We start from the raw sequence: 25,157 nt of genomic DNA, 5'->3' as shown, positions 1-25,157 counted from the left end.
ACCATACCCACGGACCACTAGGGTGTGCCGGTGCGCAATGAGGAATCGCCCGTGCTTCCGTCGTCGTGGCTCGCCGGGATGTACCCGCGGCGGGGTGGCACGGCCGTGCCCCCGCCGGTCGGGGTGAAGGACGCGGTGAAGAAGTTCGAGCGCCTCGTCGCGACGAAGGCCGGCGACCTCGCCGAGTCCCTGGCCCGCCCCGAGACCGACCCCGAGGTGCGGGAGGCGGCGGAGGGGTTCCCCGCCGGCGGGACCGCCGCCGTGGCACCGCTCGGCGCGGCCGCGGTCACCGCGAAGGTCCTGCGCAAGCTCGCCGGCTCCCGGGTGGACACGGCCGTGGTCGCGGACGCCTGGATCGCGGCCCGCGGGCCGGTGTTCGCCGCCGTCGCCGCGGCCGAGCTGGTCGAGCTGCGGGTCGGCGAGCCCGGCGCGAGGTTCCACCAGCGCCACGAGCCGGTCGTCCGCCGGCTGCCCGCCGAGTCCGGCAACCTGGACTGGATGCCGATCCTCGGCCGGGTCCGGGCGCACCTCGTCCACGAGGCGGACCCGTCGCCCGTGCGCGCCGCCCTGGCGCCGGTGCGCGCCGCGCGGGGGCCGCTGTCGCAGGCCGCGGCGGCGTTCCTGCTGCCGGGGTGCACGGACTGGGTCGACGAGGACGTACTGGTCGCGAACACCGCCGGGAAGGGGGACGTGGTCAGGCTCGTCCTGTGGTCGCTCGGCGACGGGCGGCAGCTGGACCGCTTCGACCCGGCCTTCTGGCGCGAGCACCTCATCGAGTCCGACGCCTCGCTGGCGACGGTCCTGGACGGGGTCGGCGCCGCGATCGTCCCCGTCCTCGGCGAGCGGATGGGCATGCTGCCCTCGTGGCGGGGCGACGTGCTCGGCCGGATCGCGACCGCACTCGCCGCGCTGCCGGACGACGACGCGTTCCGGGCGCTCGCCGCGCACGCCGCTCAGCCGCACGCGCTGCTCGCGCTGTTCGACGCGGCGCAGCGCTCCCCCGCCCGCGCCATCCGCCTCCTCGAAGGGGCCGAGGGCCCGGCCGGTGCGCTGTCCGAGGCATACGCCGCCGGGTACGCCGGCGAGCCCCTGGACGAGGGGAAGGCGCCGGCGCCGCTGGACGGCGGGCCGGTGCCCGAGCTGCCCGGGTGGGCCGACGCCGCGATCCTGCCGCGCGTCCGGCTGCTCGGCGGCGGCGTCCTGCCGGTCGACGCCGCCCGGCGGCTGGTCGCGCTGCTGAGCCGGTCCCGGGCCGGTGCGGCGCCGGCCGGGCTCGCCGAGGTCGTGGCGGCGTGCGACCGGGCGTCCCTCGCCGCGTTCGGCTGGGCGCTCTTCCAGCGGTGGCAGTCGATCGGGATGCCGTCTGGCGCCACGTGGGCGATGCACGGCCTCGCCTGGATCGGCGACGACGACGTGGTGCGGCGGCTGACCCCGCTCATCAAGGTGTGGCCCGGCACCGGCGGGCACCAGCGGTCCGTCGCCGGGCTGTCGGTGCTGACCGGGCTCGGCACCGACGTGGCGCTCATCCACCTCAACGACGTCGCGGAGAAGGTCAAGTTCGCCGGGCTCCGCTCCAGCGCGCGCGGCATGCTGCACACCGTCGCCTCGCGGCTCGGCCTGACCGGCGAGCAGCTCGCCGACCGGCTCGTGCCGGACCTCGGCCTGGACACCGGCGGCGGCCTGGTGCTCGACTACGGGCCACGCCGGTTCGTCGTCGGCTTCGACGACCAGCTGCGCCCGACCGTCGCCGACGAGGCCGGCAAGCGGCTCAAGTCGCTGCCGAAGCCCGGCGCGCGGGACGACGCCACCCTGGGCCCGGCCGCGTATCAGCGGTTCACGGCGCTCAAGAAGGACGTGCGGACCCTCGCCGGCGACCAGATCGGCCGGTTCGAACGGGCGATGGTGACCGGTCGGCGCTGGACGGCGGACGAGTTCGCCTCCTTCATCGTCGGTCATCCGCTGGTACGGCACATCGCCCGCCGGCTGGTCTGGACGTCCACAGTGGACTTCCGGGTGGCGGAGGACGGCTCGTACGCCGGCGTCGACGACGACACGGTCAAGCTCGCCGGCGACGCGCCCGTCTCGGTCGCCCACCCGCTACGCCTCGGTGACGTGGCCCGCTGGGCCGAGGTGTTCGCCGACTACGAGCTGCTGCAGCCCTTCCCGCAGCTGGCCCGGGAGATCTACGCGCTCACGCCCGAGGAGGCGAAGGCCACCGGGCTCACCACGTTCGACGGCCGGGCGGTGCCGTCGGGGCGGGTGCTGGGCCTCGAACGGCTCGGCTGGAGCCGCGCCGCGCCCCAGGACAACGGGCACCAGCCGTGGATCGAGCGGCCGCTGCCCGACGGAGCGCGCGCCTACGTCCGGGTGGAGCCGGGCTTCTCGATCGGCCGCCCCGGCGAACACTCCGAGCAGACGCTGCACGCGCTCATCGTGTCGCGGACCCGCATGGGGTACTGGCGCAACGCCACCGGCGACGTCGAGCTGGGCGCGGTGGACGCGGTGGCGATGTCGGAGCTGCTGCGCGACCTGCACGGCCTGTCACGCCCGTAGCCGCTCCAGGCCGTCCAGCAGCAGGTCCAGGGTGAACTCGAACTCGACCTGGCTGTCGCACCAGCCGAGCGTGGGGTCGGCCGCGGCGTGGACCTCGGCGGCGACCATGGCGGTCAGGTGCGGCACGGTGGCGGCCATCGCGGCGAGCTCCGCCTCGGTGGCCTCGACGTCCATGCTGCCGCCGGCCGCGGCGGGGCTGAACACCTCCTGCGCGAAGCCGAGCGGCATGCTGCCGAACGCGTGCAGCGCCCGGTGCGCCAGGCCGTAGGTGAACCCGGCCGCGACCAGCGTGCCGAGGATCCCGTCGTAGTAGCCGATGACACTCATGGGGATCGTCCGGCGGGTGCCGAGCAGCGCCGGCGCCCACGGGTGCCGCAGCATCACCCGGCGCGCGGCGAGGAACCGCCGGCGCAGCACCTCCCGCCAGTCCTCTCCCCCGCTCTCCCCGCCCGTGCCCGCCACGACCTCGGCGACCACGGTGTCGGCGACGCCGTCGAGCAGCGTCTCCTTGTCGGGCACGTGGTGGTAGAGCGACATCGCCTCGACGCCGAGGTCCGCGGCGAGCCGCCGCATCGTCAGCGCCCGGATGCCGTCCGTGTCCGCCAGGGCCACCGCCGCGGCCAGGACCTTCTCCCGGCTGAGCGCACTCCGCATTGCGTCACCTTACAACGTATGGTTACCTTACCTTGTAAGGTTAACCCCGTCCCAGTCGTCTCTGGAGGAGACATGGACCCGCTGGTCCGCACCGCCCGCGTCACCGGCCTGCTCTACCTCGGCCTCGCCGTCGCGGGCGGGCTCGGGTTCCTGCTCGTGCGCTCGCGGCTGTTCGTCGACGGCGACCCGGCCGCCACCCTTGCCAACGTCACCGCGCACGGGTCGCTGGCCCGCGCCGGGGTCGCCCTGGAGCTGCTGACCGTCCTGACGCAGGCGCTGGCCGCGCTGTGGTTCTACCGGCTGTTCCGCACCGCGGACAGCTTCGCCGCCGGCGCGATCGCCGTCTTCGGCACCGTGAACGCGGTCGTCATCCTGGTCAGCGCGGCGCTGCTCGGCACCACGCTGTCGGTGCGGGACGGCGCGCAGGTCCAGCTGCTGTACCTGGTGAGCGGCGCGCTCTGGAGCGCCGGCGGGCTCTTCTTCGGCCTGTGGCTGATCCCGATGGGCTGGTGCGTGCTGCGCTCCGGCTGGATGCCCCGCGCCCTCGGCTGGATCCTCGTCGCCGGCGGCGTCGGCTACGTGCTCGCCGCGTTCAGCGAGCACGTCGTGCCGGCGGCCGCGGACCTGCTGGTCCTGCCCGCGACCGTCGGCGAACTGTGGATGGTCGGCTACCTGATCGTCCGTGGCGTGCGCCGGACCGCCCCGCAGCCTGAGCCCCAGCTCCAGCCGCAGCTGTAGGTCTCAGCCGTGGGCCCCGTCCGCAGCCCCAGCCTCAGCTGTAGTCGAGGGAGAAGCTGTTGTCGACGAAGGCGGCCCGCCCCGCGGTGCCGGTGATCTCGAAGCCGAACTGGGCCTGGCCGATGGTCACGTCGCCCCACCAGTTCTGGGTCCGCAGCCACTGCAGGACCGCCAGGACGTCGACGGTACCGGCGTTCGTGGTGCTGGTCCGCACGAAGGAGAAGACGGCGTTGGCGCCGTTCGAGCCGCGGTAGACGTTCCAGGTGTGGCCGCCGACGCTGACGTTGCGGGCGTTGGGGACCGCGCCGTTCGCGTCGTACGACTCGGCGATCGGGCCGACCGCGCCGTGCTGGTTCGCCCAGATCATGACCTCGTAGGCGTTGTTGTTGGCCCAGATGTCGTACGCGGTGGCGTAGTCGCCGTCGGCGGGCACGCTGACGTTGAACGAGCTGCGCACCGAGCTCAGCGAGCTCAGCGTGCGGTTGAGCGTCTTGCCGGTGTGCGGGTAGGACTTCACGCCGCTGGTCCGCGGGTGCTCGGCGACGACGCCCCAGTTGGTGCCGCTGCGGGCCCAGATGGTCTGCGGCCCGGCGCCGGAGCCCCAGACGTCGTTGATGACGGTGTACCCGTTGTTCGTCCACTGGTCCCAGGCGCCGGTGGCGACCCAGGCGGCGTCGGACGGCACGCCGGTGCCCGGGTTGGACGGCGTCGAGCTGGGCGTCCTCGACGGCGTCCGGGACGGCGTCGGGCTCGCCGTGGAGACGCCGCCGGCGCAGGCGGTGCCGTTGAGGGTGAAGCTCGCCGGCACCGGGTTGCTGCCGGTCCAGGACCCGTTGAACCCGAACGAGGTGCTCGCCCCCGTGGCCAGGGACCCGTTGTAGCCGGCGTTCTTCGCGGTGACCTGCGACCCGCTCTGGGTCACGGTCGCGCTCCACGCCTGGGTCACCGTCTGCCCGGCCGAGTAGGACCAGACGACGGTCCAGGCGCTGACCGGGTCGCCGAGGTTGGTGACGGTGACGTTCGCGCCGAACCCGCCCGGCCACTGGTTGGCGATGGTGTACGTGATGCGGCAGCCGGTGGCGGCCGACGCGTTCGGCGCCGTGACGACGACGCCGGCCGCGGCCGCGCCGAGCGCCGCGGTGGACAGGAGTACAGCGGTGCGCCTTCGCATGGCGGCCCCTCCTTCGCTGACACGCGTGCCTGACACGCGTCGAAGCGCTTCGACTGGCTTCGCGTGGGGAAGGTAGGCGCACGCATCGACAACGGTCAACCGGTGGCGGCCCGGGCAGCGGGCGGGGCGTGAAAGTTACGGTCCCGGTTGGCCAGGGACGCGTCGCCGCCGTAGTGGGCGAGCACGCGCGGGTCCATGATCCGGCGCCACAGCGGCGGAACCAGCGCGACGACCACCATCGTCGCGTAGCCGGCCGGCAGCCGCGGCGACACGTCGAACGTGCGCAGCGTCTGGTACCGGCGCAGCGGGTTCGCGTGGTGGTCGCTGTGCCGCTGCAGCTGGAACAGGAAGACGTTCGTGACGAGGCGGTCGCTGTTCCAGCTGTGCCGCGGGTCGACCTTCTCCGCCCGGCCGGTCCCGGTCGGCTGCCGCAGCAGCCCGTAGTGCTCCAGGTAGTTGACGGCCTCCAGCAGCGAGAAGCCGGCCACCGCCTGCAGCGCGAGGAACGGCAGCACCGTCCAGCCGTGCAGGGCCGTCAGCGCCGCGAACAGCAGCACGGTCATCGCCCACGCGGTCAGCACGTCGTTGCGCCACGTCCACGGGCTGCGGCCGCGCAGCCTCAGCCGGGCGGTCTCCAGGCGCCACGCGGAGCGCAGGCCGCCGGCGACGGTGCGCGGCCAGAACCGCCAGAACGACTCGCCGAGCCGGGCGCTGGCGGGGTCCTCCGGGGTCGCGACCCGCACGTGGTGGCCGCGGTTGTGCTCGACGAAGAAGTGCCCGTAGCCGGTCGGGGCGAGCGCGATCCGGGACAGCCACCGCTCCACCCGCTCGCGCTTGTGGCCCAGCTCGTGGGCGGTGTTGATGGCGATGCCGTTGACGATGCCGGCGGTCAGCACCAGCCCCGCGCCGGCGGCGGGGCCGACCCCGGCCGCCCACTCCCGGCAGGTCACGACCAGCGCCGCGTACTGCGCCGGCAGGTACAGGTATGTGATCCACCGGTAGTACGGGGAGCGCTGCAGCGCCGGCACCGCCTCCTCCGGTGGGTTCTGCCGGTCGTCGCCGAAGGCGAGGTCGACGAGCGGGATCAGCCCGAAGACGACGACGGGCGCCAGCCACCAGCCCCACGGCCCGGCGGGGCCTCCGGCCAGGGCGAGCCCGGCGAAGGGCAGGGCGGGCACGACGAGCGCGAGGGGCCAGAGCGGCAGGCGGCGGTCCCGCCAGGCATCGACGGTCATGCCGCAATGGTTTACACGACCCGCCTCCGTGTCAAGAATCTGGACGCATCGACGTCCGGCGTCTAGCATGCTGCCGGTGACGTACCGGGAGACGAACCGGGCGCGGCTGCGCGAGACGCTCGTGACCGCCGCCCGGGACCTCACCATCGGCAGCGGCTGGGAGGGCGTGCGGATGGCGGACGTCGCCGTCGCCGCCGGGGTGAGCCGCCAGACGGTCTACAACGAGTTCGGCGACAAGGCCGGCCTCGCCGAGGCCCTGGCGGCGCGGGAGATCGGGCTGTTCGTCGGCGACGTGCGGGCCGTGCTGCTGCGCCACGGCGCCGACGTCCGCGCCGCCGGACACGCCGCGATCCGGCACACGCTCGTCGAGGCGGACGCCAACCCACTCATCAAGGCCATCCTGACCGGGGCCGACGGGCTGCTCCCCTACCTCACCACCCGCCTCGACCTGCTGCTGTCTGCGGCCACCGCCGTCGTCGTCGAGTGGGCGGGCACCCACCTGCCGGGCCATGACCCGAAGGTCGTCGCCGCGGCGGCGGAGTCGATCGTACGGCTCGTCGTCAGCCACATCGTGCAGCCGTCACAGCCTCCTGAGCAGGCCGCGGAGGAGCTGACGGACGTGCTGGTGCGCCTGCTCGTGCCGTAAGCCGGCCGCCGACCAGGTCGTACACCTCGTCGACGTGCTCCAGGCCGTCGTGGCGGTGGGTCAGCAGCAGCACCGTGCGGCCCGCGGCGGCGTCCAGCAGGTCGGCCATGAGCGCGGCCGCCTCCTGCTCGTCGAGGCCCTCGGTCGGCTCGTCGAGCACCAGCACCCGCGGCCCGGCGAGCAGCGCCCGGGCCATCGCGAGCCGGCGCCGCTGCCCGCCGGAGATGGTCGCGCCGCCTTCGCCGAGCCACGAGTCGAGGCCCTCCGGCAGGCTGCCGAGCCACGGCCCGAGCCGCGCCCCGGCCAGCGCCGCGCGGAGCTCGTCGTCCGTCGCCGCGGGCCGGGCGAGGAGCAGGTTCTGCCGCACCGTGGTCGCGAACACATGGTCCGCGGCGTCCCCGACGAGCCCGATGGTGGAGCGCAGCACGGCGTCGGGCAGGTCCCGCAGGTCGACGCCGCCGAGCGTGACGCGGCCCTCCCGGGGGTCGAGCATCCGCACCAGCACCGCCGCGAGCGTCGACTTCCCGCTGCCCGACGCGCCGAGCACCGCGACCCGCCGCCCCGGCGGCAGCCGCAGGTCCAGCCCGCGCAGCGCGGGCGCCCGCCGCGGATCCCAGCCCGCCGCGAGGTGCTCCACGGTCAGGGTCAGGTCGTCCCCCACCGCCGCGGCGTCCCCTGTGGACGGTGCAGCGGGACGGGGCAGCGCGGCGACGGCGGCGAGGCGGCCGGTCGCGCCGGCCGCGGCACGGCGGGCGATGGCGGCGCCGGTCAAGGTCGGGTCGTCCCCCACCGCTGCGCCGTCCCCTGTGGACGGTGCGACGGCCGACACGGCGGCCGGTGCAGCCGGACGGGGCAGCGCGGCGACGGCGGCGAGGCGGCCGGTCGCGCCGGCGGCGGCACGGCGGGCGATGGCGGCGTCGGGGAGGGTGAGGACGGGCTCGGCGAGGGCGACCGCGCCGAGGAGCAGCATCGCGGCGACCTCGCCGGAGTGGCCGCCGGCCGCGGCGGCGAGGGCCACGCCGAGCACCGCGAGGCCGCAGCCGACCTGGGCGAGGGCCGACGCGGTGCCGGCGGTCGAGGCGGCGCGGGCCTCCAGGCGCGACAGGGTGCGGCTGCGGCGGCCGGGGACGGCGAGGGCGGCGGCGGGGTCGCGGGTCGCGAGGTCCTCGACGCCTTCGACGGTCTCGACGACGGCGTCGCGCAGCTCCGCGCGGGCCTTGCCGGTGGCGGCGTCGGCCCGGGCCGCGTGCCGGGCGGCGAGCCACGGTGCGAGCAGCGCCGCGACCGCGAGCCCGGCGGCGAGGGCGGTCGCGGCGGCCGGGTCCACCGTGGCGGCGGCGAGGACGGCGGCGGCGAGGGCGACGCCCACGGCGTACGCGGGCAGGCGACCCCTCAGCACCCCGTCCACCCGCGCGTCGACGTCGTCGACGACTCTGCTGAGCAGGTCGCCGCGGCGGTGCAGGGCCGGCCCGGGCACCCTGGGGACGAGGGCGGCGTACACCTCGGCCCGCCACGCGCCGAGCCGCGCGAACGCGACCTCGTGCGAGACCAGGCGTTCGAGGTACCGCAGCAACGGCCGCGCGACGGCGCTGCCCCGCACCAGGACGACGGCCCCGGACAGGGTGAGCACCGGCGGCAGCTGCGCGGCCCGCACGAGCAGCCACACCGCCGCCGCGATGAGCGTGAGCCCGGCGATCCACGACCCGGCTCCCAGCCCGACCGCCACCGCCGGGCTCCGCAGCCATCCGCGTCCGCGCGGCGCGTCGTCGGTCCGCGCGGGGTGTGGGTCGGCGGCCGACGCCCCGGCACCGTCCGGCACCGGCGCGATGGCCGGCGGCACAGCCGACAGCGCGGCGGCCCGCGGCACGGCTGACAGCACGGCGGCCGGCGGCACAGCCGACAGCACGGCGGCCGGCGGCACAGCCGACAGCGCGGCGGCCGGCGGCGCGGGTGACAGCACGGTGGCCGGCGCGGCTGACGGGGGCGCGTGCCGCGTGGGTGGGGTGACGGCCACGGTCCGGTCGGCGGCGGCGAGGACGGCGGGCCGGTGCGCGACGACGAGCACGGCGCAGCCACGGGCGGCGAGGGCGTGCAGCTCGGCGACCGCCCGGCGTTCGGCGGCGGCGTCCAGGTGGGCGGTCGGCTCGTCCAGCAGCACGACGGCGGGGGCGGTGGCGGCCTGGCGCAGCAGCCGGGCCAGGGCGAGCCGCTGCCGCTGCCCGGAGGAGAGGCCCTGGCCGCGTTCGCCGAGGGGCGTGTCGAGGCCGCCGGGCATGGCCAGGATCTCGGTGTCGAGGCCGACGGTCCGCAGCGCGCCGAGCACGACCGCGTCGGCCGGGCGGGTCTCGCCGTCGAGGGCGACCGCCTCGGCGACCGTGCGGGCGTGCGGCAGCGTCGGGTCCTGCGGCAGGTACAGCGGCTGTCCCCCACCCACGGCGACCGACCCGGCCGACACGGGTTGCAGCCCGGCCAGCACCCGCAGCGTCGTGGTCTTCCCGGCGCCGGACGGCCCGCGCAGCGCCACGAGCTCTCCGCTGTGGACGGCCAGGGTGGGCAGCCGCAGCGCGTCGACGGCGGCGCCGGGGTGCCGGACGCGGACACCGGCCGCCACCAGGCCGGGCCCTTCACCGACCGCAGTGGAGCGCGGCCCGGCGTCGGCGTCCGTCAGGATCCGATCGACGTCGGCGATGACGGCGGCCGCGTCGGCGCTGGCGTGGAAGCGGGCGGCGACCTCGCGCAGCGGCCGGTACGCCTCGGGGGCGAGCAGGATCACCAGGAGCGCGGGGCCGAGGTCGAGGTGGCCGGCGGCGACGCGGAGCCCGGCCTCGACCGCGACGAGCCCGACGGACAGCGTGCCGACCAGGTCCAGGGCGGTCGAGGAGAGGAACGCGACCCGCAGCACCCGCACGGTCGCGGCGCGGTGGGCGTCGGTCATGCGGGCGACGGCGGCGGTCTGGCGTTCGGCGCGGCCGTACAGGCGCAGCGTCGCGATGCCGCGGACGGCGTCGAGGAAGTGTCCGGCGAGCCGGGCGCTCGCCTGCCAGCGTTCCTGGGCGCGCCGCTGGGTGGCCCAGCCGATGAGCGCGCCGAGCAGCGGCACGAGCGGGAGGGTGACGAGGACGACGACGGCGGAGGCGGGGTCGGCGAAGAGCATCGCGGCGACGACGAGCGGCGGCAGGGCCACGCCGAGGACGAGCGACGGCAGGTATCCGCTGAACCACGGCCGCAGCGCGTCGATGCCGCCGCCGAGGACCGCGACGAGCCGCCCGCTGCCGTGCCCGGCCACCCAGGCGGGCCCGCGCCGCAGCGCCGCGGCCAGCACGGACCGGCGCAGCTCGTCGGTGACGCGGGCGGCGGTGCGGCGGCCGGCGACCTGCTCCGCCCACGTCAGGGCGGCCCGGGCGGCGTACACCCCGGCGAGCGCGGCGAGGGCTCCGGCGCCGACGGGCTCCGCCGCGGCGAGGCGCACGACGATGCCGGTGACCACCACGGCGAGCGTGACGGTCGCGGCGGCCTGCGCGGCCCCGATGACGGCGAGCAGCGCGATCCCCGCCCGGCTGCTGCGCGCGTGCCGCAGCAGCCTCGGGTCGACGGGCCCCCGGGCCGTCCGCGCCGCCGTGCCCCCATGACGCCCCGCCCGGCCCGTGAAGCGATCCGCCACCCGGCCCGTGAAACGACCCCTCTCCCGGCTCACGAGGCGACCCGCTCGCTGGCGACGCGCTGCCGGAAGACGCGGTACGACCACGCCTGGTAGACGAGGACGCCGGGGAGCACGACGATAGCGGCGGCGCTGATCAGGCGCAGCGCGGGGCCGGTCGCGGCGGCCTCGGACATCGTCAGCGACCACGCGCCCGACAGGGTGCTCGGCAGCACCACGTCGCCGTTGGCGGTCAGCGTGGCCACGACGGCGCCGGCGACCGCGACCGCGACCAGGGCGAACGAGCCGGCCTCCCACCGGGTCCCGGCCCGGCGGGTCAGGACGGCGACCCCGGCGAGGGGCACGGCCGCGGCCGACGCGACCAGTACCGTGGCGGCGGCCCCTGCCAGCGCGGCACCGGCGGCGACGACGAGCGCCGCGACGGCGGCGGTGAGGGCGACCCGGCGGGCCAGCAGCCCGGCCCGCCGGCGGACTGGGCCGGTGGTGCGCAGGGCCAGGAAGGTGGCGCCGAGCAGGACGGCGGCGGTGAGGGCGAGCAGCGCGCCGAGGCCGGCCGCCGGGGTGAGGACCGGCGTGAGGGTGCGGGCCAGGCCGACGCCGGTGACCTCGCCGCCGGCGTCGAGGGCGAGCCCGCGGACGAAGACGGTGAGCACGGCGCCCCACAGCAGCACGACGCCGGCCGAGCAGGCGGCGAGGACCAGGTCGCACCGGCGGCGCCAGCGCGGCGAGTCGTGCTTGCCGCGGAACTCCAGGGCCACGCCGCGGCCGGCGAGCAGCAGCAGGATCGCGACCATCGGCAGGTACAGGCCGGACAGCAGCGCCGCGTACCAGGACGGGAACGCGGCGAACGTGACGCCGATCGCGGCGACCAGCCACACCTCGTTGCCGTCCCAGAACGGGCCGATGGTGCGCACGGCGGCGGCGCGTTCGTGCTCGTCGCGGCCGAGCAGCGGGCTGAGCAGCCCGACGCCGAAGTCGAACCCCTCAAGGACGAAGAACAGGACCCAGCAGAGGACGATCAGCGCGTACCAGATGACGACGAGGCTCATCGGGGTCTCCTCAGTAGCTCAGGGCGGGTTCGGGGTCGGCGGCCACCGGTACAGGCGCTGACAACGGCTTGCGGGCGAGGTGCCGGACGAGGCGCAGCCAGACGACCGCGAGGACGCCGTAGACGGCGGTGAACGCGAGCAGCGACGCGAGGACCTCGCCGGCGGTGAGCCCCGGGGAGATGCCGTCAGCGACCTTCGACAGGCCGAACGCGATCCACGGCTGTCGGGCGGTCTCGGTGAAGATCCAGCCGAGGCTGTTGGCGGCGGCGGGCAGCAGCGGCAGCAGGATCGCCGCCCGGACCGTCCACGCCGCGGGCCGGCGGCCGCGCCGGGTGCGCCACAGGTACAGCAGCGCGAACCCCATCGCGAGCATGCCGGCGCCGATCATGAGGCGGAAGGTCCAGAACGCCACCGGGATCATCGGCACGTAGCTGCCGGGGCCGTAGGCGGCGCTGTACTGCGCCTGGAGGTCGTCCATGCCGGCGACGGTCGCGTCGGGGCTGCCGTACGCGAGGATCGACAGCAGCCGGGGCACCTCGATGCTGAAGCCGGGGACCGCGAAGATGGAGAACGGCGCGCCGGTCGTGGTGGCGTAGAGCGCCTCCGCGGCGGCCATCTTCATCGGCTGCACCTGCGTGATGACCTTGCCGAGGTGGTCGCCGGTGAGCGCGGTGAGCGCGCCGCCGGCGGCGGTCATCCAGGCGCCGACCCGGGCGAGGGTGGCGAACGCGTCGCCGTCGGCGGCATCCCTCAGGCGCCAGGCGCCGACGGCGAGCAGGAGCGCGCCGCCGACCATGACCGCGCCGGCCATGGTGTGCGGGAACGCGGCGAGGTTGACCTTGTTGAGCAGCAGCTCGCTGAAGCTGGTGAGGCGGGCCCGGCCGGTGGCGGGGTCGAGCTCGTAGGCGACCGGGTGCTGCATGAACGAGTTCGCGGCCAGGATGATGAACGCCGACAGCAGGGTGCCGACCGCGACGACGACGATGGTCGCCAGGTGGACCCGGCGCGACAGCCGGTCCCAGCCGAAGTACCACAGCGCCAGGAACGTGGCCTCGAGGAAGAACGCGAGCATGCCCTCGATGGCGAGGGTGGGCCCGAAGACGTCGCCGTAGAAGCGGGCGAACTCGCTCCAGGCGAGCCCGAACTGGAACTCCTGCACCAGGCCGGTGACGACGCCGACGGCGAAGGTGACGATGAGCAGCTTGCCGACGAGCATCGTGAGCTGCCGGTACTTGTCGTCGCCGGTGCGCATCCAGGCGATCTGCAGGCCGGCGGTCGCCGCGGACAGGCTGATCGACAGCGGCACGAACAGGTAGTGGTAGAGCGTGACGACCGCGAACTGCAGCCGGGTCAGGTCGAGCACGTCCATGAGTCCCCCTCTACGACATCTCGTAGTAGATACTACGGGTTGTAGTACGACGCGCACCGTAATCCCGGTTACACTGGCGGCATGGCCGGACTTGGGGACCTCGAGCGCGAGGTCATGGCGCAGCTGTGGGACGCCGGGGAGCCGCTGACCGTCCGGCAGGTGCACGAGCGGCTCGACCCGTCGCGCGGCCTCGCGTATACGACCGTGATGACGGTGCTGGACCGGCTGGCCAAGAAGGGCGTGGTCACGCAGCAGAAGGCGGACCGCGCCTACCGGTATGCCGCCACCCAGACGCGCGAGGAGATGACCGCGGCCCTCATGCTCGACGCCCTCAGCGGCGCACCGGACGGCGCCGCCCGCGACGCGGCCCTCGCGCACTTCGTCGGGCGGATCGGCCCGGACGCGCTCGCCGCGGCGATCAAGGCCGCCAGAGCCCGGTGACCGCGCTCCTGCTGGGTGCGCTCGGCCTGACCCTGTCGCTCGTCGTCCCCGGCCCCCTCGCCAGGGCGCGCTGGACGGCCCGGGCCCCCGGCGCCGCCGTCGCGCTGTGGCAGGCGATCACCCTCGCCGCCGTCCTGTGCGCGCTGGGCGTGGTGCTCGCCGGCCCCGAGGAGCTGGTCCGGGCGCGCGGCACCACGCTCGCCGTCGCCGCCCTCGTCGCGGCCCTGGCCGTCGCCGGCATCATCGTCGTGCGGCTGCTCGTGTCGCTGTTCCTGGTGGCGTACCGGTCGCGGGTGCGCCGTGCCCGCCACCGCCTGCTCGCCGACCTGCTGTCCCGGGCCGCGATCGACGGCGACGTGCCGCTGCGGGTCCTGGAGGGCGGGCTGCCGTTCGCGTACTGCGTGCCGGGCCGCTCCCCCAGGATCGTGCTCAGCGAGGGCACCCTGCGCCTGCTCAGCGAGCCACAGGTGGCCGCGGTCCTCACCCACGAGCGGGCCCACCTGCGCGCCCGCCACGACGTGGTGATGGAGTCGTTCACCGCCTTCTACCGCGCGGTCCCGGCCCCGCTGCGCAGCCGCGCCCCCCTGGACGCCGTCCACCTGCTCCTGGAGGCCCTGGCGGACGACGCCGCCCGCCGCGCCCACGGCGACGAGCCGGTGCACGCGGCCCTCCGGTCACTCAGCGGCCCCGCCGGCGACCTCGAGCTGGAGCCGCACGACACCGACCGCGAGCGCCGGTGGCGCCTCGACCGCCTGGCCCCGGGCGCCGCCCCCACCGACCGCCGCCTCGCCGCCGCCGTCTACACCCTGGCCGCCGCGATCCTCGTCCTGCCGACGGTCCTGCTGGTCGTCCCCTGGCTGGACACCGCCATGCGGCACTGGCCGCTCTAGGTCTCAGCCCAGCCCGAGCGCCCTGCCGAGCCACCGCAGTGTGGGGGGCCGGTTGGGCGGCTACGCGGACAGCCGATGCGGCGCCGGTCGCCGCCCATCCGAGCGGCAGGGGTGGACCGGGTCACCCGGTGGTGCGGGTAGGAGCGGACGACCCGGGGTATCCGCAGGGGCCGTGACAACCGACGCCCAGGTGTCGCTCGGGCCGGCCAGGCGCGACGACGTTCTGCCTGCGCGCACAAAGCGCCTGGCTCGACCGCGTACTGCCGGCCCGACCTGGGCGGTGCTGACGGTGCTGACGGTCGCCACGCTCCTGGCCGCGCTCTTGACTCCGGGCCGGGCGCACGCCGCCGAGCCGCACATCGGCATCCAGGTTCGCGACGGCCGGCTCGTCGAGGCGAACGGCAGCGACCTCGTGCTGCGCGGCGTCAACCACGACTTCATGTGGTACCCGGACCACAACAGCTCCTTCGCGGCCATCAAGGCGGCGGGCGCCAACGCGGTGCGGGTCACCCTCGGCATCGGCCACCAGTTTCGGCGGGCCCCGGCGCGGGAGGTGGCAACCGTCGTCGAGCTGTGCCAGCGGAACCGGTTGATCTGTATCTTCGACGCCCACGACACCGCCGGCTTCGGCCAGGACAAGAAGGCGGCACCGATGTCGGAAGCGGTGCAGTTCTGGCTCAGCCTGCGCGACACGCTGGCCGGCCACGAGGACAACGTCCTCGTCAACATCGCCGACGAACCGTTCGCAAACGGCACCACGTGGCCCTGGGTGCAGCAGACCTCCGACGCGATCCGCCGGCTGCGCGCCGCCGGCTTCAAGCACACGCTGCTGGTCGACGGCCCCGGCTGGGGCCAGGACGAGTCGTTCATCATGCGCGACAACGCCGAGCGGGTGCTCGCCGCCGACCCCACCGGCAACACCGCGTTCGACATCCACATGTACGGCATGTTCGACACCGCGCCGAAGGTCAGCGGCTACCTCACCTCGTTCACCGAGCGCCACCTGCCGATCCTCATCGGCGAGTTCTCCAGCCAGCACCAGTGGGGCAAGCCGGACGAGGACGCCATCATGGCCACCGCGCAGGCACAGCACCTCGGCTACCTCGGCTGGTCCTGGAGCGGCAACGACAAGCAGTTCAGCTACCTGGACCTGGTGAACAACTTCGACCGCAACAGCCGCACGGCGTGGGGACGGCGGTTCATCAACGGCCCCAACGGCCTTGATTCGGACACGCGCGAGGCGACGGTGTTCCGCAACACCGTGGCCGCGGCCGGCGTCGACCCCAAGAGCCGCGCCCCGCGGGGGTTGACCGTGACGGACGTGACCCCGACCAGCGTCCGACTTACCTGGCAGCGCCGCCCGGACAGGATAGGCGGCACGACGTACCTGGTGGTCGCCGTCAACGGCGCGGCCGAGACGCGGGTCGTGACGACCAACCGCGCCGAGGTGACACTCAAGGGCCTGAAGGGCTCGACGGAGTACACCTACGCCGTGTATGCCCGGAGCCTGCTCGGCAAGCGCTCACCGCGCTCGGCCATGGTCGCCGCGGTCACGCCCCCGGCCCGCTAGGCGGCGACGGTGAGGCGGAGGGTGACGGTGTCGCCGAGGTCGATGTCCTCGGCCTTGCGGACGCGGTCCTTCAGCGGGACCACGTAGCCGCCGTCCTTCGGGAAGAGCGACGTCGTCCACGTGGTCCCGCCGAGACGCACGGCGACCGGGATCATGCCCCAGCCGTAGGTGACGAGGGCGGCCGCGGAGCGCAGGGCCGCGCACTCGTCCTCCGGCACCGTCACGAAGTGGAACGGGGACGGGCCGCGCCAGTGCCACACCTCGCCGCTGAACTCCAGGTCCACGCGGACCAGCCTAAGAGACGCCGGTCAGCGGCGGCGGCCCCGCTGGGCGCGGCGGACGAGCGGGGCGTTGTCGAGGATGACGACGCACTTGTGCTCCAGGCGGACCCAGCCGCGGGCGGCGTACTCGGCGAGGACCTTGTTCACCGACTCCCGCGAGGCGCCGACGAACTGGGCGAGCTCCGTCTGCGTGAGGTCGTGCACGACGCGGGTGGCGCCGTCCTCGGCGACGCCGAAGCGCTGGGCGAGCTGGATGAGCCGGCCGGCGACCCGTCCGGGCACGTCGCTGAAGAGGCGGTCGTCGACGGCGGCGCGGTGGCCGCGGATGCCCCGGGCGATGACCCGCAGCAGCTGCTCCGCCACGTGCGGGTGGTGGGCGATCCACCGGTCCAGGACCGTCTTGGGCAGCACGGCGAGGCGGGCGTCGGAGACGACGGTGGCGGCGGCGACGCGGGGGCCGCCGTCGAGCAGCTCGAAGTCGCCGAAGTGGTCGGTCGGGCCGAGCAGCGCCATGAGGCCCTCGCGGCCGTCGCGGGAGCGGCGGCTCAGCTTCACCTTGCCCGACAGCAGGATGTAGAGCCGGTCGCCGGGGTCACCCTCGGTGAACAGGACCGTGCCCCGGTCCGCGTCGACCCGCTCGAACTCCTGGGCCAGCGCGGCGGCGGAGTCAGGGTCGACGCTGCGGAACAGGTCGGTGGAACGCAGTACCGGGTCGTAGGCCAGCGCGCGGGCCGTAGCGGCGCTGGAACCGAACGTCAGGACCATGTGTCCTCCCCAGATCGATGCGGTACTGCGTACCATTGGGACGGTACTGGATACCGGGACCGGAAAGCAACAGGTCAGAGCGATGCGGGAGGATGGGGAACTGTGACCGCGATTCCCGTACGTGACCGGCTCGTCGACGCCGCACTCGCGCTGTTCGACGAACGCGGCTACGAGCAGACCACCGCCGACGACATCGCCGACCGGGCGGGCGTCGGCCGCACCACCCTGTTCCGCCACTACAGGTCGAAGGAGGACGTGATCTTCCCCGATCACGACCGCCTGCTCGCGACCGTGAAGGAGCGCCTCGCGACGTCGACGGCGGACACGGCGATCGTGGCGGTCACCGAAGCGGTGCGCCTCGTCCTGCTGCGATACGTGGAGGAGGGGGACCGGGCCCGTCTGCGGTATGCGCTCACCAGCCGGATCTCGACCCTGCGGGACCGGGAGATCGCCAGCGTCGCGCGGTACCAGCGGCTCTTCCGCGAGTTCATCGCCGAGTCGTGGGGTCCCGCCCCCGGCGCGGCGCTGCGGGCCGAGCTGATGGCGGCCGCCGTCGTCTCCGCCCACAACCACGTGCTCCGGCGGTGGCTGCGGCGCGACACCGCCGAGCCCGCCGCGGAGCTCGACGCCGCCATGGCGCAGGTCGTGTCGCTGTTCGCGACCTCTGAAGCGGGCCATGGAGCGGGGTCTGGAGCGGGGTCTGGAGCGGCGCCTGGAGCGGGCGCCGAAACGGGCGCCGGCGCCACGAGCAAGGGCGACAGCAGGGGCAACGGGACCGCCGTCATCGTGGTGCATGACCAGCGCGACCCCGAGCACGTCGCCGCCGCCATCCGCCGGGCGCTCCAGCAGGTCTGAGCGCCCGGCGGCGGAGGACCTCAGGCGGCGGCGCAGCCGGTGACGGCGAGACCCGACACCGGCCCGGTGCCCTGGAAGCCGAACTCGGTCGACGCCCCCGCGCCGAGCGATCCGTTCCAGGTCGCGTTGGCCACCGATGTACCGGTGAGCCTGCCGTTCCACACGTTGGTGATCGCGCTGCCGGCGGGCAGGGCGAGCCGGACCGTCCACCCCGAGAGCGGCGCGCCACCGGCGGTCACGCGCCCGGAGGCGACGAACCCGCCGTCCCAGACGTTCTGCACCGTCACCACCGCCGTGCACCCCTGCCCCGCGGACTGCGAGGACGGCGACGGGGACCGCGACACAGACGGCGACACAGACGGCGACACAGACGGCGACACGGAGACCGACGCGGACGGCGACGGCGACTGCGGGGGCCCGTCGCTCAGCACCGGGGTCTGCCAGTCGGACCAGTCGGACAGCCGCCCCGCCGCCCGGCTGGAGATGCGGAACGTGCCCGCGCTGCTGCCGGTGCGCAGCAGGAACCGCTGGATGTGCTGCTGCAGCGGGGTCCGCCACTCGGGCCGGTTCGCGCAGTGCGTGCCGTCCTGCACGTCCGACCAGTACGTGATCGCGTCGCCCGCGCCGAGCGCCTTGTACACCTCGGCGCCGCCCAGCGCCGCGACGCTAGCCGAGCGCGGCCCGAGGTTCGCGATGTGCGGGTTGTCCATGATGAACAGCCCGCGCGGCGCGACCATCGCGACCATCTCGTGCGTGTCCACGGGCAGCCGCGCGGGGTTGCCCGTGAAGGTGCCGAAGGCGTCGCCGAGCCACGGCTGCTCGCCGTAGGCGCTGCTCAGGCTCTGCGCGCCCTCGCCGGGGATGCCGCGGAAGATGGGCACGCCGGCGCTGCCGGACTCGATCGGCATCGTCAGCGCGATCCGCTGGTCGAACGCGCCGACCACGAACGCGCCCTTGCCGAAGCGGGAGCATCCGGTGACGCCCATCGCGTCGGCCCGGAGGATCCGGCCGTCGGACTGGGCGACGACGTCGATGATCCGGCTGACGCCCCACGCCCACGCCATCAGCAGCCCGGTGCTGCTCTGCGCGCCGTAGACGCTGTAGAACGCGCCCTGCTTGTTGGTGCGGGGCGTGCCCTCCTTGCCGACGGCGTACGGGTCGTAGCTGATCACGGCGGCGCCGGCGGCCTTGATGGCGGCGGTGTCGGCGCCGAACCCGCCGAGCACCACCACGGCCGGGAACGGGCCGGCGCCGCCCGGCAGCTCCACCCGGGCGGAGAACGACGCGCTCCTGCCGTTGTGGGTGACGTTGACGGTGACGCCGGTGCTGGACACGGTGCCGGTGACGCTCTGCGGCCGCGCGGGCTTCTCGCCGTAGACGAACTTCTCCGCCAGCTTCTTCACCTCCTCGCGCCGGCACCGCCAGTCGGACTTCGCGGTGATCCTGGTGCCGTCGAGGCGCTTGAACGGGTCGGGCAGCTTCGCGTTGGTGGGCAGCGCGCCGGCGTCGGGCAGCGCCGGCACCGGGCAGTCGGCGCCCTCGTCCTCCACTGTGGATGCTGCTGCGGACACGATGACGGCCGCGTCGGCGGACGCGATGGTGACGCCGGCAGCGACCGCCATCGCCACGGCCAGCGCGACGGCGATCAGGCGGGGTCTGGTCATCGGTGCTCCCTTCGGGTCAGGGGATCCGGCGTCCGTGGGCGTCACGGACGCCGGACTTGCGGAAGAAGTACGCGTTGATCTGGTCGCGCCACTCGGCGGCGCTGCGCACCTGCTCGTCGAGCAGCGCCGACACCCGCGCGGCGAACGCCGGGCCGACCGATGACACGGGCAGCCTCGCCCAGCGGTCCCGCATCGCCACGACCGCGTCGGCGCCGGCGAAGTGGGTGTCGTAGATGTGCTGGATGACGGTGCCGCCGTCGTGCAGGATGTGCCCGTACGGCACGTGGTGGAAGAACAGCAGCAGCTCGTCGGGGCAGTCGTAGACCGACTCGTACACGCGGGCCAGCGCCGGCGGGTACTGCCCGGCGAAGCCCGTCCCGGTCGCGCACGTGCGGTCCACGCCGACGCCGTCGCGGTCGGCGAAGTGGTAGGTCCCCCACGGGGTGTACTCGTAGCCGTCGACGTCCGGGCCGTAATGGTGCCCGGGGCGGACCATGAACCCGACGCCGAGCGGCGCGGTGTAGGCCTCGTAGGTGCACCACGAGTCGTCCATGACCGCGTGCAGGGTCTCCCGCAGCTCGTCGGGGGCGGCCGGGAACGTCAGGCCGATCCACTCGTCGAGGATCGCGACGGGGTCGAGGTCCGGCGCCCACGCGAGCCGGCCGAACGCGTACAGGTTGGCCTGCGCGAGCGGGTGCCCGGTCCAGAACGGGTCGTCGCCGGCGTTGGAGACGCCGACGAGGCCGTCCAGGACCGCCATCCCGCGGGCGCACCGGAGCACGTCGCTCCACATCGGAGCGAGGTAGCACACGTGGCGCTGCTGGCCGGTGTACTCCTGGGTCACCTGCAGCTCGACGGCGACGTCGGTGGCGGGCACGGCGGCGATCAGCGGCGACACCGGCTCGCGCGGCTGGAAGTCGACCGGGCCGTGCTTCACCTGGAGGACCACGTTGTCCAGGAACCGGCCGTCGAGCGCCACGAAGTGGTCGTGCGCGGCGCGGGCCCGGTCGGTGCGCCGGTCGCGCCAGTCCTGCCGGTGGTCGTAGACGAACGCCCGCCAGTGCACGACGCCGCCGTGCGGGGCGAGCGCCGCGGCGAGGACGTTCGCGCCGTCGGCGTGGGTCCGTCCGTAGGCGAACGGTCCCGGCTGCCCCTCGGAGTCGGCCTTCACGACGTACCCGCCGAAGTCGGGGATCGCCGCGTAGACGGCGTCGGTGGCGAGGGCCCACCAGGCCCGCACCCGCGGGTCGAGGGGGTCGGCGGTGCCGAGGTCGTCGCGCGGCGCGGCGAAGTTCACCGACAGGTGGACGCGGATGCCGTACGGGCGGAAGACGTCGGCGAGGGTGGCGACGTCGCCGAGCCGGTCGGTGAGCAGCCGCGCCTCCGTCGCGTGGACGTTGACGTTGTTGACGGTCACGGCGTTGATGCCGCACGCCGCGAGCAGCCGTGCGTAGCCGGTGACGCGGCCGAGGTCCTCGCGCAGGGCACCGTCGTGCCAGAAGAGCGAGCCGCCCGAGTAGCCGCGCTCGACCTGGCCCATGACGGGGTGCACGGCGACGTTGTCCCAGTGGTCCAGCATGCGGCGGGCGTACCCGGGCCGGTGCACCCGCGGCGGGTGCGGCGCGCCGAACGCGGCCTCGCCGAGCCGCGCGAGGTGGAACAGCCCGTACAGCAGCCCGGCGGGGTCGGCGGCGGCGACGGTGGTGATCCCTCCGTCGCGGGACACCGCGAACCCCTCCGGCCCGCATTCCACTGTGGATACCGCGAGCACCAGGTCGGCGCCGCCGGACACGACCGCGCCGCCGTAACGCCCGCATGCCTGCGCGACCTCGGCGATCACGGTGCGCACGAGCAGGCCGTCGCCGCGCACGGACACGCGGCGGGAGCCGATCGCCCGCAGCGCCGCCGGGGGCAGCCAGGCCGGGTGGACGTCCGTCATGGGACCTCGATGACGGCCACGCCGAGCGGCTCCAGGGTCACCGCGCCCTCCAGGATCCGGCCGGTGAGCAGGTCGGTGCCGTCCGCCGGCACCGTGACCGCCTCGGCCGGCGAGTGGTTGAGCAGGAACAGGAACCGGCCCCGCCGGGTCGCCTCCACATGCGACGGTGCGCCCGCGACGACCGGCTGGACGCCCGCGGCGGCGACCGCGCCGAGGATCACGTCCCGCAGCGCCTCGGGTTCGAGCCGCGTGCCGATGTAGGTGACCCGGCCGTCGGCGATGACGGCGGGCCACCCGGCGAGGTCACCGTCCACGTAGGAGGCGACGACGGACGCGGTCGTGGGGTGGATGCGCTCCTGCCACCAGTCGGCCCGGACGGTGCGCCCGCCGGCGAACCGCACGCCGAACGACGACCCGGCCGGGAGGTACTCGTCGATCCAGGCGCCGATGAGCCGCCCGAACGCGCCCGGATAGGCGGGCTGCCGCACCTGGTTGGCCTCGTCGACGACGCCGGAGAAGAACGAGCACAGCACGGTCCCGCCGGCGGCGGCGAAGTCTTCGAGGGCCGCGGCGCAGCGGTCGTCGACGAGGTACGCGTTCGGCACGACCACCACCCGGTACCGGCCCAGTTCGGAGCCGAACGACACCAGGTCGACCGCATGGTGCGCCTCCAGCAGCGGCCGGTAGTGCGCGGTCACGGTCGCCGGGTAGTCGAAGTCGTTGCGCGGCAGCCCGTGCGTGACCTCCAGCCCCCACCAGGCGTTCCAGTCGAACAGGACGGCAACCTCGGCGCGCGGGCCGGTGCCGGCGACGGCCGCGATCCGCGGCAGCTCGGCGCCGAGCGCCGCGACCTCCCGCCAGGTGCGGGCCCGGGTGCCGGAGTGCGGCAGCATCGCGGAGTGGAAGCGTTCGTGGCCGCCGCGGCCCGCCCGCCACTGGAAGAACAGGACGCTGTCGGCGCCGTGCGCGACCGCCTGGTAGGAGCCGAGCCGCATCAGGCCGGGGCGCTTCGCGTGGTTGACCCGCCGCTGCGAGACGGCGCCGGCGGCCTGCTCCATGAGCAGCCACGGCTCGCCGCGCAGCGACCGCATGAGGTCGAAGTTGAGCGCGGCGGCGACGTGCGCGTCGGGCTGCCCCGGGTCCGGGTAGATGTCGAGGGCCGCGGCGTCGACGTGCGGCGCCCACCGCCACAGGTCGGCGCCGCGGTGGAAGCGCATGAAGTTGGTGACGACCGGCAGGTCGTCGCGGTGCGCGCGGACGATGTCGCGCTCCATGACGAAGCACTCCAGCAGCGCGTCGGAGGCGAACCGGTGGAAGTCGAGGCGGCGGGCCGGGTTGGACCACGACCGCGGCACCTCCGGCGGGTCCACCTGCTCCCAGGCGGTGTAGCGCTGGCTCCAGAACGTCGTGTACCAGGCGGCGTTGAGCGCGTCGAGGTCGCCGTACCGGCGGCGCAGCCATGCCCGGAACGCGGCCGCCGCGGACGGCGTGTACGCGACCGGGCCGTACTCGTTGCCGATGTGCCACATCGCGAGGGCCGGGTGGTGGGAGTACCGCTCGGCGAGCGCGGTCGTGATCCGGGCGGCGTGCTCGCGGTACCGCGGCGAGGTCGGGTCGTAGTGCATCCGGTTGCCGAACCCGAACACCTCGCCGTCCTCCATGACGGGCAGCACCTCGGGGTGCCCGTGGGACAGCCACACCGGCGGCGCCGCGGTCGGGGTGGCGAGGTCGACGCTGATCCCGTTGGCGTGCAGCAGGTCCATGACCTCGTCGAGCCACTCGAAGGTGAAGCGGCCGGGCGACGGCTCCAGCGACGCCCACGCGAACACGCCGACGGTGACGAGGTTGACGCCGGCCTCGCGCATGAGGGCGACGTCCTCGTCCCACACGGCGCGGTCCCACTGCTCGGGGTTGTAGTCGCCGCCGAACGCGATCCCGCCGAGCCGCTCCCGCAGCGCGTCCAGTCTCGAGCTCATGCCCGTGTTCATGTCACGAACCGTTCGGTGATGCCGGCGATCACCGGCCGGCAGACGACCAGCAGCGCGGCGGCGAACCCGGCGGCGAGGAGCAGCAGCACCGCCTCCGACAGCAGCACCGTGACGCCGAGCGCCGCCAGCAGCAGACCCGCGGTGCCGAGGGTCACGGCCGGCAGGGCGGCGAGGAAGTGGGCGGCGAGCCGCAGGACGTCGGCGGGCCGGAAGACGAACAGCGACGCGATGACGAGCGCGGTGACGGCGACGAGCGTGGCCGCCGCGGCGAGCAGCACGAGCAGGCCCGACCACCACACCGGTACACCCGCCGCATCCCGGTGCAGGAGACTGACGGCCACCACGGTCAGCACCGCCACCAGCGGCGCCCAGATCCGCAGCGCGGCGGCGGCGTTGAGCCGGTAGCCGCGCCAGAACGCGGCGGCGGGGTGCAGGTCGGCGAGGTCGGCCGGCTGCCGGTGCAGCGCGTAGAGCGCGGCGGACAGCGCCGGCCCGACCGGCAGGACACCCACGGCCACGAGCACGCTCCGGTCGAGCAGGACCAGCAGCGCCAGGCCGGGCGCGACGGTGGCGACCAGCAGCAGCTCCACCACCAGCAGCGTGTAGACCCGCGCCGCGAGCCGCCCGAGCTTCATGCCGGGCCGCCCAGCAGCCGCGTGTCGTCCCACCAGGGCGGCGTCTCGTCGCGCACCGCGGTCACCTCGACCAGGGTCACCTCGTGCACGGCGAGGGTCAGGTCGAGCTCCGCCCGGCCGTCCACGACCGGCGCGCTCCAGTGGCGGCGGGCCGGCTCGGACGCCTCCCGCAGCGCGTCGAGCTGCCGGGCGCCGGGCGATCGCGGGCTGCCCATCTCCCGCCACGCCGCCCAGGCGTTGCCCGCCTCCTCCGACACCGACGAGCGGGCCACGTACGCGGTGACGGCCGGGGATCCGACGGGCACCGACAGCCGGACGCGGTGCCCGTCGGATCCCTGCCCGGCGGCCCATGCCAGGACGGTGACCCGGCCGGTGCCGTCGCGGGTGACGAGGTGGTCGTCGGCGCGCGCGAGGACCTCGCCGCCCATCCGGGCGAGGAACGCGTACAGGTGGAAGGTGGGCTTGCGGATCTGCCGGTGGGTGAGCAGCCCGAACCCGCCGTGGAACAGCGCCGCCGGGACCCCGGCCTCCTCGAACACGTCGCAGAACGTCCAGTAGGAGAACGAGTCCACGAGGTCCCCCGCCGCCGCGACGACCGGTGCCAGGTATGCGGCGTGGAACGCGGTGTCGTGGACGGGGTTGTCTGGGCGGTAGGAGGAGTTGAACTCGGTGATGTGCACCGGCAGCCCTTCCAGGGCCGTGCCGGCGAGCTGCCGGCCCGGCGCGGCGAACTGCTCCAGGAGCGTCGCCGCCGGCGCGAGCGTCTGGTGCACGCCGAAGGGCACGTGCTGGGCGGGGCCGGAGGTGTACGCGTGGCGGCTCACGAAGTCGATCGGGACGCCGCGCGCGGCCACGAACTCGGCGAACCGCGGCAGCCAGCCGTCGTCCGCGCCCGGCGACAGGGCCGGCCCGCCCACCTGGAGCCCGGCGTCGACGTCCTTCACGGCGTGCGCGGTGACCTGGCAACCCGTCGCTGACCTCCTGCCATTCCTGGGGCGAGAGGACCTTCGTCAGTACCCACCGCAGCAGCCGCCGTCCCGAGTCCGTCAACCGCAA

Annotated in this window: 19 protein-coding genes and 1 pseudogene; 7 read left to right on the top strand and 13 right to left on the bottom strand. The window is 74.8% G+C overall.

The window, feature by feature from the left end:
* Positions 1-30: 30 nt before the first annotated feature.
* On the top strand, positions 31-2,553 hold the full coding sequence (locus ABZ321_RS43070; RefSeq protein ID WP_354901542.1) for a DUF4132 domain-containing protein: 2,523 nt from the start codon (positions 31-33) through the stop codon (positions 2,551-2,553).
* On the opposite strand, the gene ABZ321_RS43065 is transcribed toward ABZ321_RS43070, so the two are convergent.
* Positions 2,542-3,207 (bottom strand): TetR/AcrR family transcriptional regulator C-terminal domain-containing protein, encoded by a 666-nt coding sequence (locus ABZ321_RS43065; RefSeq protein ID WP_354901540.1) that lies wholly within the window; start codon positions 3,205-3,207, stop codon positions 2,542-2,544. The genes ABZ321_RS43070 and ABZ321_RS43065 overlap by 12 nt on opposite strands.
* Before the next feature lie 72 nt (positions 3,208-3,279).
* Between ABZ321_RS43065 and ABZ321_RS43060 the strand changes: the two genes are divergently transcribed.
* Positions 3,280-3,945, top strand: coding sequence for a DUF4386 domain-containing protein (locus ABZ321_RS43060; RefSeq protein WP_344498803.1), 666 nt, complete (start codon positions 3,280-3,282; stop codon positions 3,943-3,945).
* A gap of 34 nt (positions 3,946-3,979) precedes the next feature.
* Here ABZ321_RS43060 and ABZ321_RS43055 read toward each other — a convergent pair whose 3' ends face one another.
* Entirely contained in the window at positions 3,980-5,116 is a 1,137-nt protein-coding gene (locus ABZ321_RS43055) for a cellulose binding domain-containing protein (protein WP_354901538.1), read from the bottom strand.
* 95 nt (positions 5,117-5,211) lie between these two features.
* A complete protein-coding gene (locus ABZ321_RS43050) occupies positions 5,212-6,351 on the bottom strand; it encodes an alkane 1-monooxygenase (RefSeq protein WP_354901534.1) in 1,140 nt (379 codons plus the stop codon).
* A gap of 67 nt (positions 6,352-6,418) precedes the next feature.
* Here ABZ321_RS43050 and ABZ321_RS43045 point away from each other — a divergent pair, with 67 nt between their 5' ends.
* The gene (locus ABZ321_RS43045; protein ID WP_354901532.1) at positions 6,419-6,997 is read left to right on the top strand and encodes a TetR family transcriptional regulator; all 579 of its coding nucleotides are present in this window, start codon (positions 6,419-6,421) and stop codon (positions 6,995-6,997) included.
* Here ABZ321_RS43045 and cydD read toward each other — a convergent pair.
* The 3 genes from cydD to ABZ321_RS43030 are packed head-to-tail and all read right to left on the bottom strand — an operon-like array spanning position 6,912 to position 13,073.
* On the bottom strand, positions 6,912-10,658 hold the full coding sequence (cydD, locus tag ABZ321_RS43040) for a thiol reductant ABC exporter subunit CydD (protein ID WP_354901530.1): 3,747 nt from the start codon (positions 10,656-10,658) through the stop codon (positions 6,912-6,914). The two genes, ABZ321_RS43045 and cydD, sit on opposite strands and share 86 nt — an antisense overlap.
* A gap of 29 nt (positions 10,659-10,687) precedes the next feature.
* Complete coding sequence (gene cydB, locus ABZ321_RS43035; RefSeq protein WP_354901528.1) at positions 10,688-11,704, bottom strand: cytochrome d ubiquinol oxidase subunit II; 1,017 nt, start codon at positions 11,702-11,704, stop codon at positions 10,688-10,690.
* A gap of 10 nt (positions 11,705-11,714) precedes the next feature.
* A complete protein-coding gene (locus tag ABZ321_RS43030; RefSeq protein ID WP_344498791.1) occupies positions 11,715-13,073 on the bottom strand; it encodes a cytochrome ubiquinol oxidase subunit I in 1,359 nt (452 codons plus the stop codon).
* Between the two features lie 81 nt (positions 13,074-13,154).
* On the opposite strand from ABZ321_RS43030, the gene ABZ321_RS43025 reads away from it, so the two are divergent.
* From ABZ321_RS43025 to ABZ321_RS43015, 3 genes are all read left to right on the top strand, one after another.
* Entirely contained in the window at positions 13,155-13,514 is a 360-nt protein-coding gene (locus ABZ321_RS43025) for a BlaI/MecI/CopY family transcriptional regulator (protein ID WP_344498789.1), read from the top strand.
* Positions 13,511-14,404, top strand: coding sequence for a M56 family metallopeptidase (locus ABZ321_RS43020; RefSeq protein WP_354901526.1), 894 nt, complete (start codon positions 13,511-13,513; stop codon positions 14,402-14,404). The genes ABZ321_RS43025 and ABZ321_RS43020 overlap by 4 nt, the downstream gene beginning before the upstream one ends.
* 289 nt (positions 14,405-14,693) lie before the next feature.
* On the top strand, positions 14,694-15,974 hold the full coding sequence (locus ABZ321_RS43015; protein WP_354901524.1) for a cellulase family glycosylhydrolase: 1,281 nt from the start codon (positions 14,694-14,696) through the stop codon (positions 15,972-15,974).
* Here the strand turns inward: ABZ321_RS43015 and ABZ321_RS43010 are convergent.
* Both ABZ321_RS43010 and ABZ321_RS43005 read right to left on the bottom strand, forming a co-directional pair.
* Positions 15,971-16,258, bottom strand: a complete 288-nt coding sequence (locus tag ABZ321_RS43010; RefSeq protein WP_354901522.1) for a DUF1905 domain-containing protein — start codon at positions 16,256-16,258, stop codon at positions 15,971-15,973. The two genes, ABZ321_RS43015 and ABZ321_RS43010, sit on opposite strands and share 4 nt — an antisense overlap.
* A gap of 24 nt (positions 16,259-16,282) precedes the next feature.
* The gene (locus ABZ321_RS43005) at positions 16,283-17,020 is read right to left on the bottom strand and encodes a Crp/Fnr family transcriptional regulator (RefSeq protein ID WP_344498781.1); all 738 of its coding nucleotides are present in this window, start codon (positions 17,018-17,020) and stop codon (positions 16,283-16,285) included.
* 102 nt (positions 17,021-17,122) lie between these two features.
* Between ABZ321_RS43005 and ABZ321_RS43000 the strand changes: the two genes are divergently transcribed.
* Positions 17,123-17,875: a helix-turn-helix domain-containing protein gene (locus ABZ321_RS43000; RefSeq protein ID WP_354901519.1), complete on the top strand. Its 753-nt coding sequence runs from the start codon at positions 17,123-17,125 to the stop codon at positions 17,873-17,875.
* Between the two features lie 20 nt (positions 17,876-17,895).
* Here ABZ321_RS43000 and ABZ321_RS42995 read toward each other — a convergent pair whose 3' ends face one another.
* The 5 genes and pseudogenes from ABZ321_RS42995 to ABZ321_RS42975 form a co-directional block, all read right to left on the bottom strand.
* A complete protein-coding gene (locus ABZ321_RS42995) occupies positions 17,896-19,539 on the bottom strand; it encodes a cellulose binding domain-containing protein (protein ID WP_354901517.1) in 1,644 nt (547 codons plus the stop codon).
* Between the two features lie 16 nt (positions 19,540-19,555).
* Positions 19,556-21,478, bottom strand: coding sequence for an alpha-glucuronidase (locus tag ABZ321_RS42990; RefSeq protein ID WP_354901515.1), 1,923 nt, complete (start codon positions 21,476-21,478; stop codon positions 19,556-19,558).
* Positions 21,475-23,454, bottom strand: coding sequence for a beta-galactosidase (locus tag ABZ321_RS42985; RefSeq protein WP_354901513.1), 1,980 nt, complete (start codon positions 23,452-23,454; stop codon positions 21,475-21,477). Before ABZ321_RS42985 ends, ABZ321_RS42990 begins: the two co-directional genes overlap by 4 nt.
* A gap of 8 nt (positions 23,455-23,462) precedes the next feature.
* Entirely contained in the window at positions 23,463-24,101 is a 639-nt protein-coding gene (locus ABZ321_RS42980) for a hypothetical protein (RefSeq protein ID WP_354901511.1), read from the bottom strand.
* Positions 24,098-25,051: pseudogene (locus ABZ321_RS42975) on the bottom strand (xylan 1,4-beta-xylosidase); the annotation flags it as partial. The pseudogene ABZ321_RS42975 and the gene ABZ321_RS42980, both read right to left, overlap by 4 nt.
* Between the last annotated feature and the right edge of the window lie 106 nt (positions 25,052-25,157).

Source organism: Dactylosporangium sp. NPDC006015, from assembly GCF_040614215.1.
Classification (GTDB): Bacteria; Actinomycetota; Actinomycetes; order Mycobacteriales; family Micromonosporaceae; genus Dactylosporangium; species Dactylosporangium maewongense.
This window is presented reverse-complemented; position numbering and strand designations above follow the sequence as displayed.

Bases quoted from the DNA above. Each gene is read 5' to 3' on its own strand.
- ABZ321_RS43045 (WP_354901532.1), top strand. From the start codon at position 6,419: ATGCTGCCGGTGACGTACCGGGAGACGAACCGGGCGCGGCTGCGCGAG.
- ABZ321_RS43050 (WP_354901534.1), bottom strand. From the start codon at position 6,351: ATGACCGTCGATGCCTGGCGGGACCGCCGCCTGCCGCTCTGGCCCCTC.
- ABZ321_RS42980 (WP_354901511.1), bottom strand. From the start codon at position 24,101: ATGAAGCTCGGGCGGCTCGCGGCGCGGGTCTACACGCTGCTGGTGGTG.
- ABZ321_RS43025 (WP_344498789.1), top strand. From the start codon at position 13,155: ATGGCCGGACTTGGGGACCTCGAGCGCGAGGTCATGGCGCAGCTGTGG.
- ABZ321_RS42995 (WP_354901517.1), bottom strand. From the start codon at position 19,539: ATGACCAGACCCCGCCTGATCGCCGTCGCGCTGGCCGTGGCGATGGCG.
- ABZ321_RS43060 (WP_344498803.1), top strand. From the start codon at position 3,280: ATGGACCCGCTGGTCCGCACCGCCCGCGTCACCGGCCTGCTCTACCTC.
- ABZ321_RS43005 (WP_344498781.1), bottom strand. From the start codon at position 17,020: ATGGTCCTGACGTTCGGTTCCAGCGCCGCTACGGCCCGCGCGCTGGCC.
- ABZ321_RS43055 (WP_354901538.1), bottom strand. From the start codon at position 5,116: ATGCGAAGGCGCACCGCTGTACTCCTGTCCACCGCGGCGCTCGGCGCG.
- ABZ321_RS42990 (WP_354901515.1), bottom strand. From the start codon at position 21,478: ATGACGGACGTCCACCCGGCCTGGCTGCCCCCGGCGGCGCTGCGGGCG.
- ABZ321_RS43065 (WP_354901540.1), bottom strand. From the start codon at position 3,207: ATGCGGAGTGCGCTCAGCCGGGAGAAGGTCCTGGCCGCGGCGGTGGCC.
- cydB (WP_354901528.1), bottom strand. From the start codon at position 11,704: ATGAGCCTCGTCGTCATCTGGTACGCGCTGATCGTCCTCTGCTGGGTC.
- ABZ321_RS43030 (WP_344498791.1), bottom strand. From the start codon at position 13,073: ATGGACGTGCTCGACCTGACCCGGCTGCAGTTCGCGGTCGTCACGCTC.
- ABZ321_RS42985 (WP_354901513.1), bottom strand. From the start codon at position 23,454: ATGAGCTCGAGACTGGACGCGCTGCGGGAGCGGCTCGGCGGGATCGCG.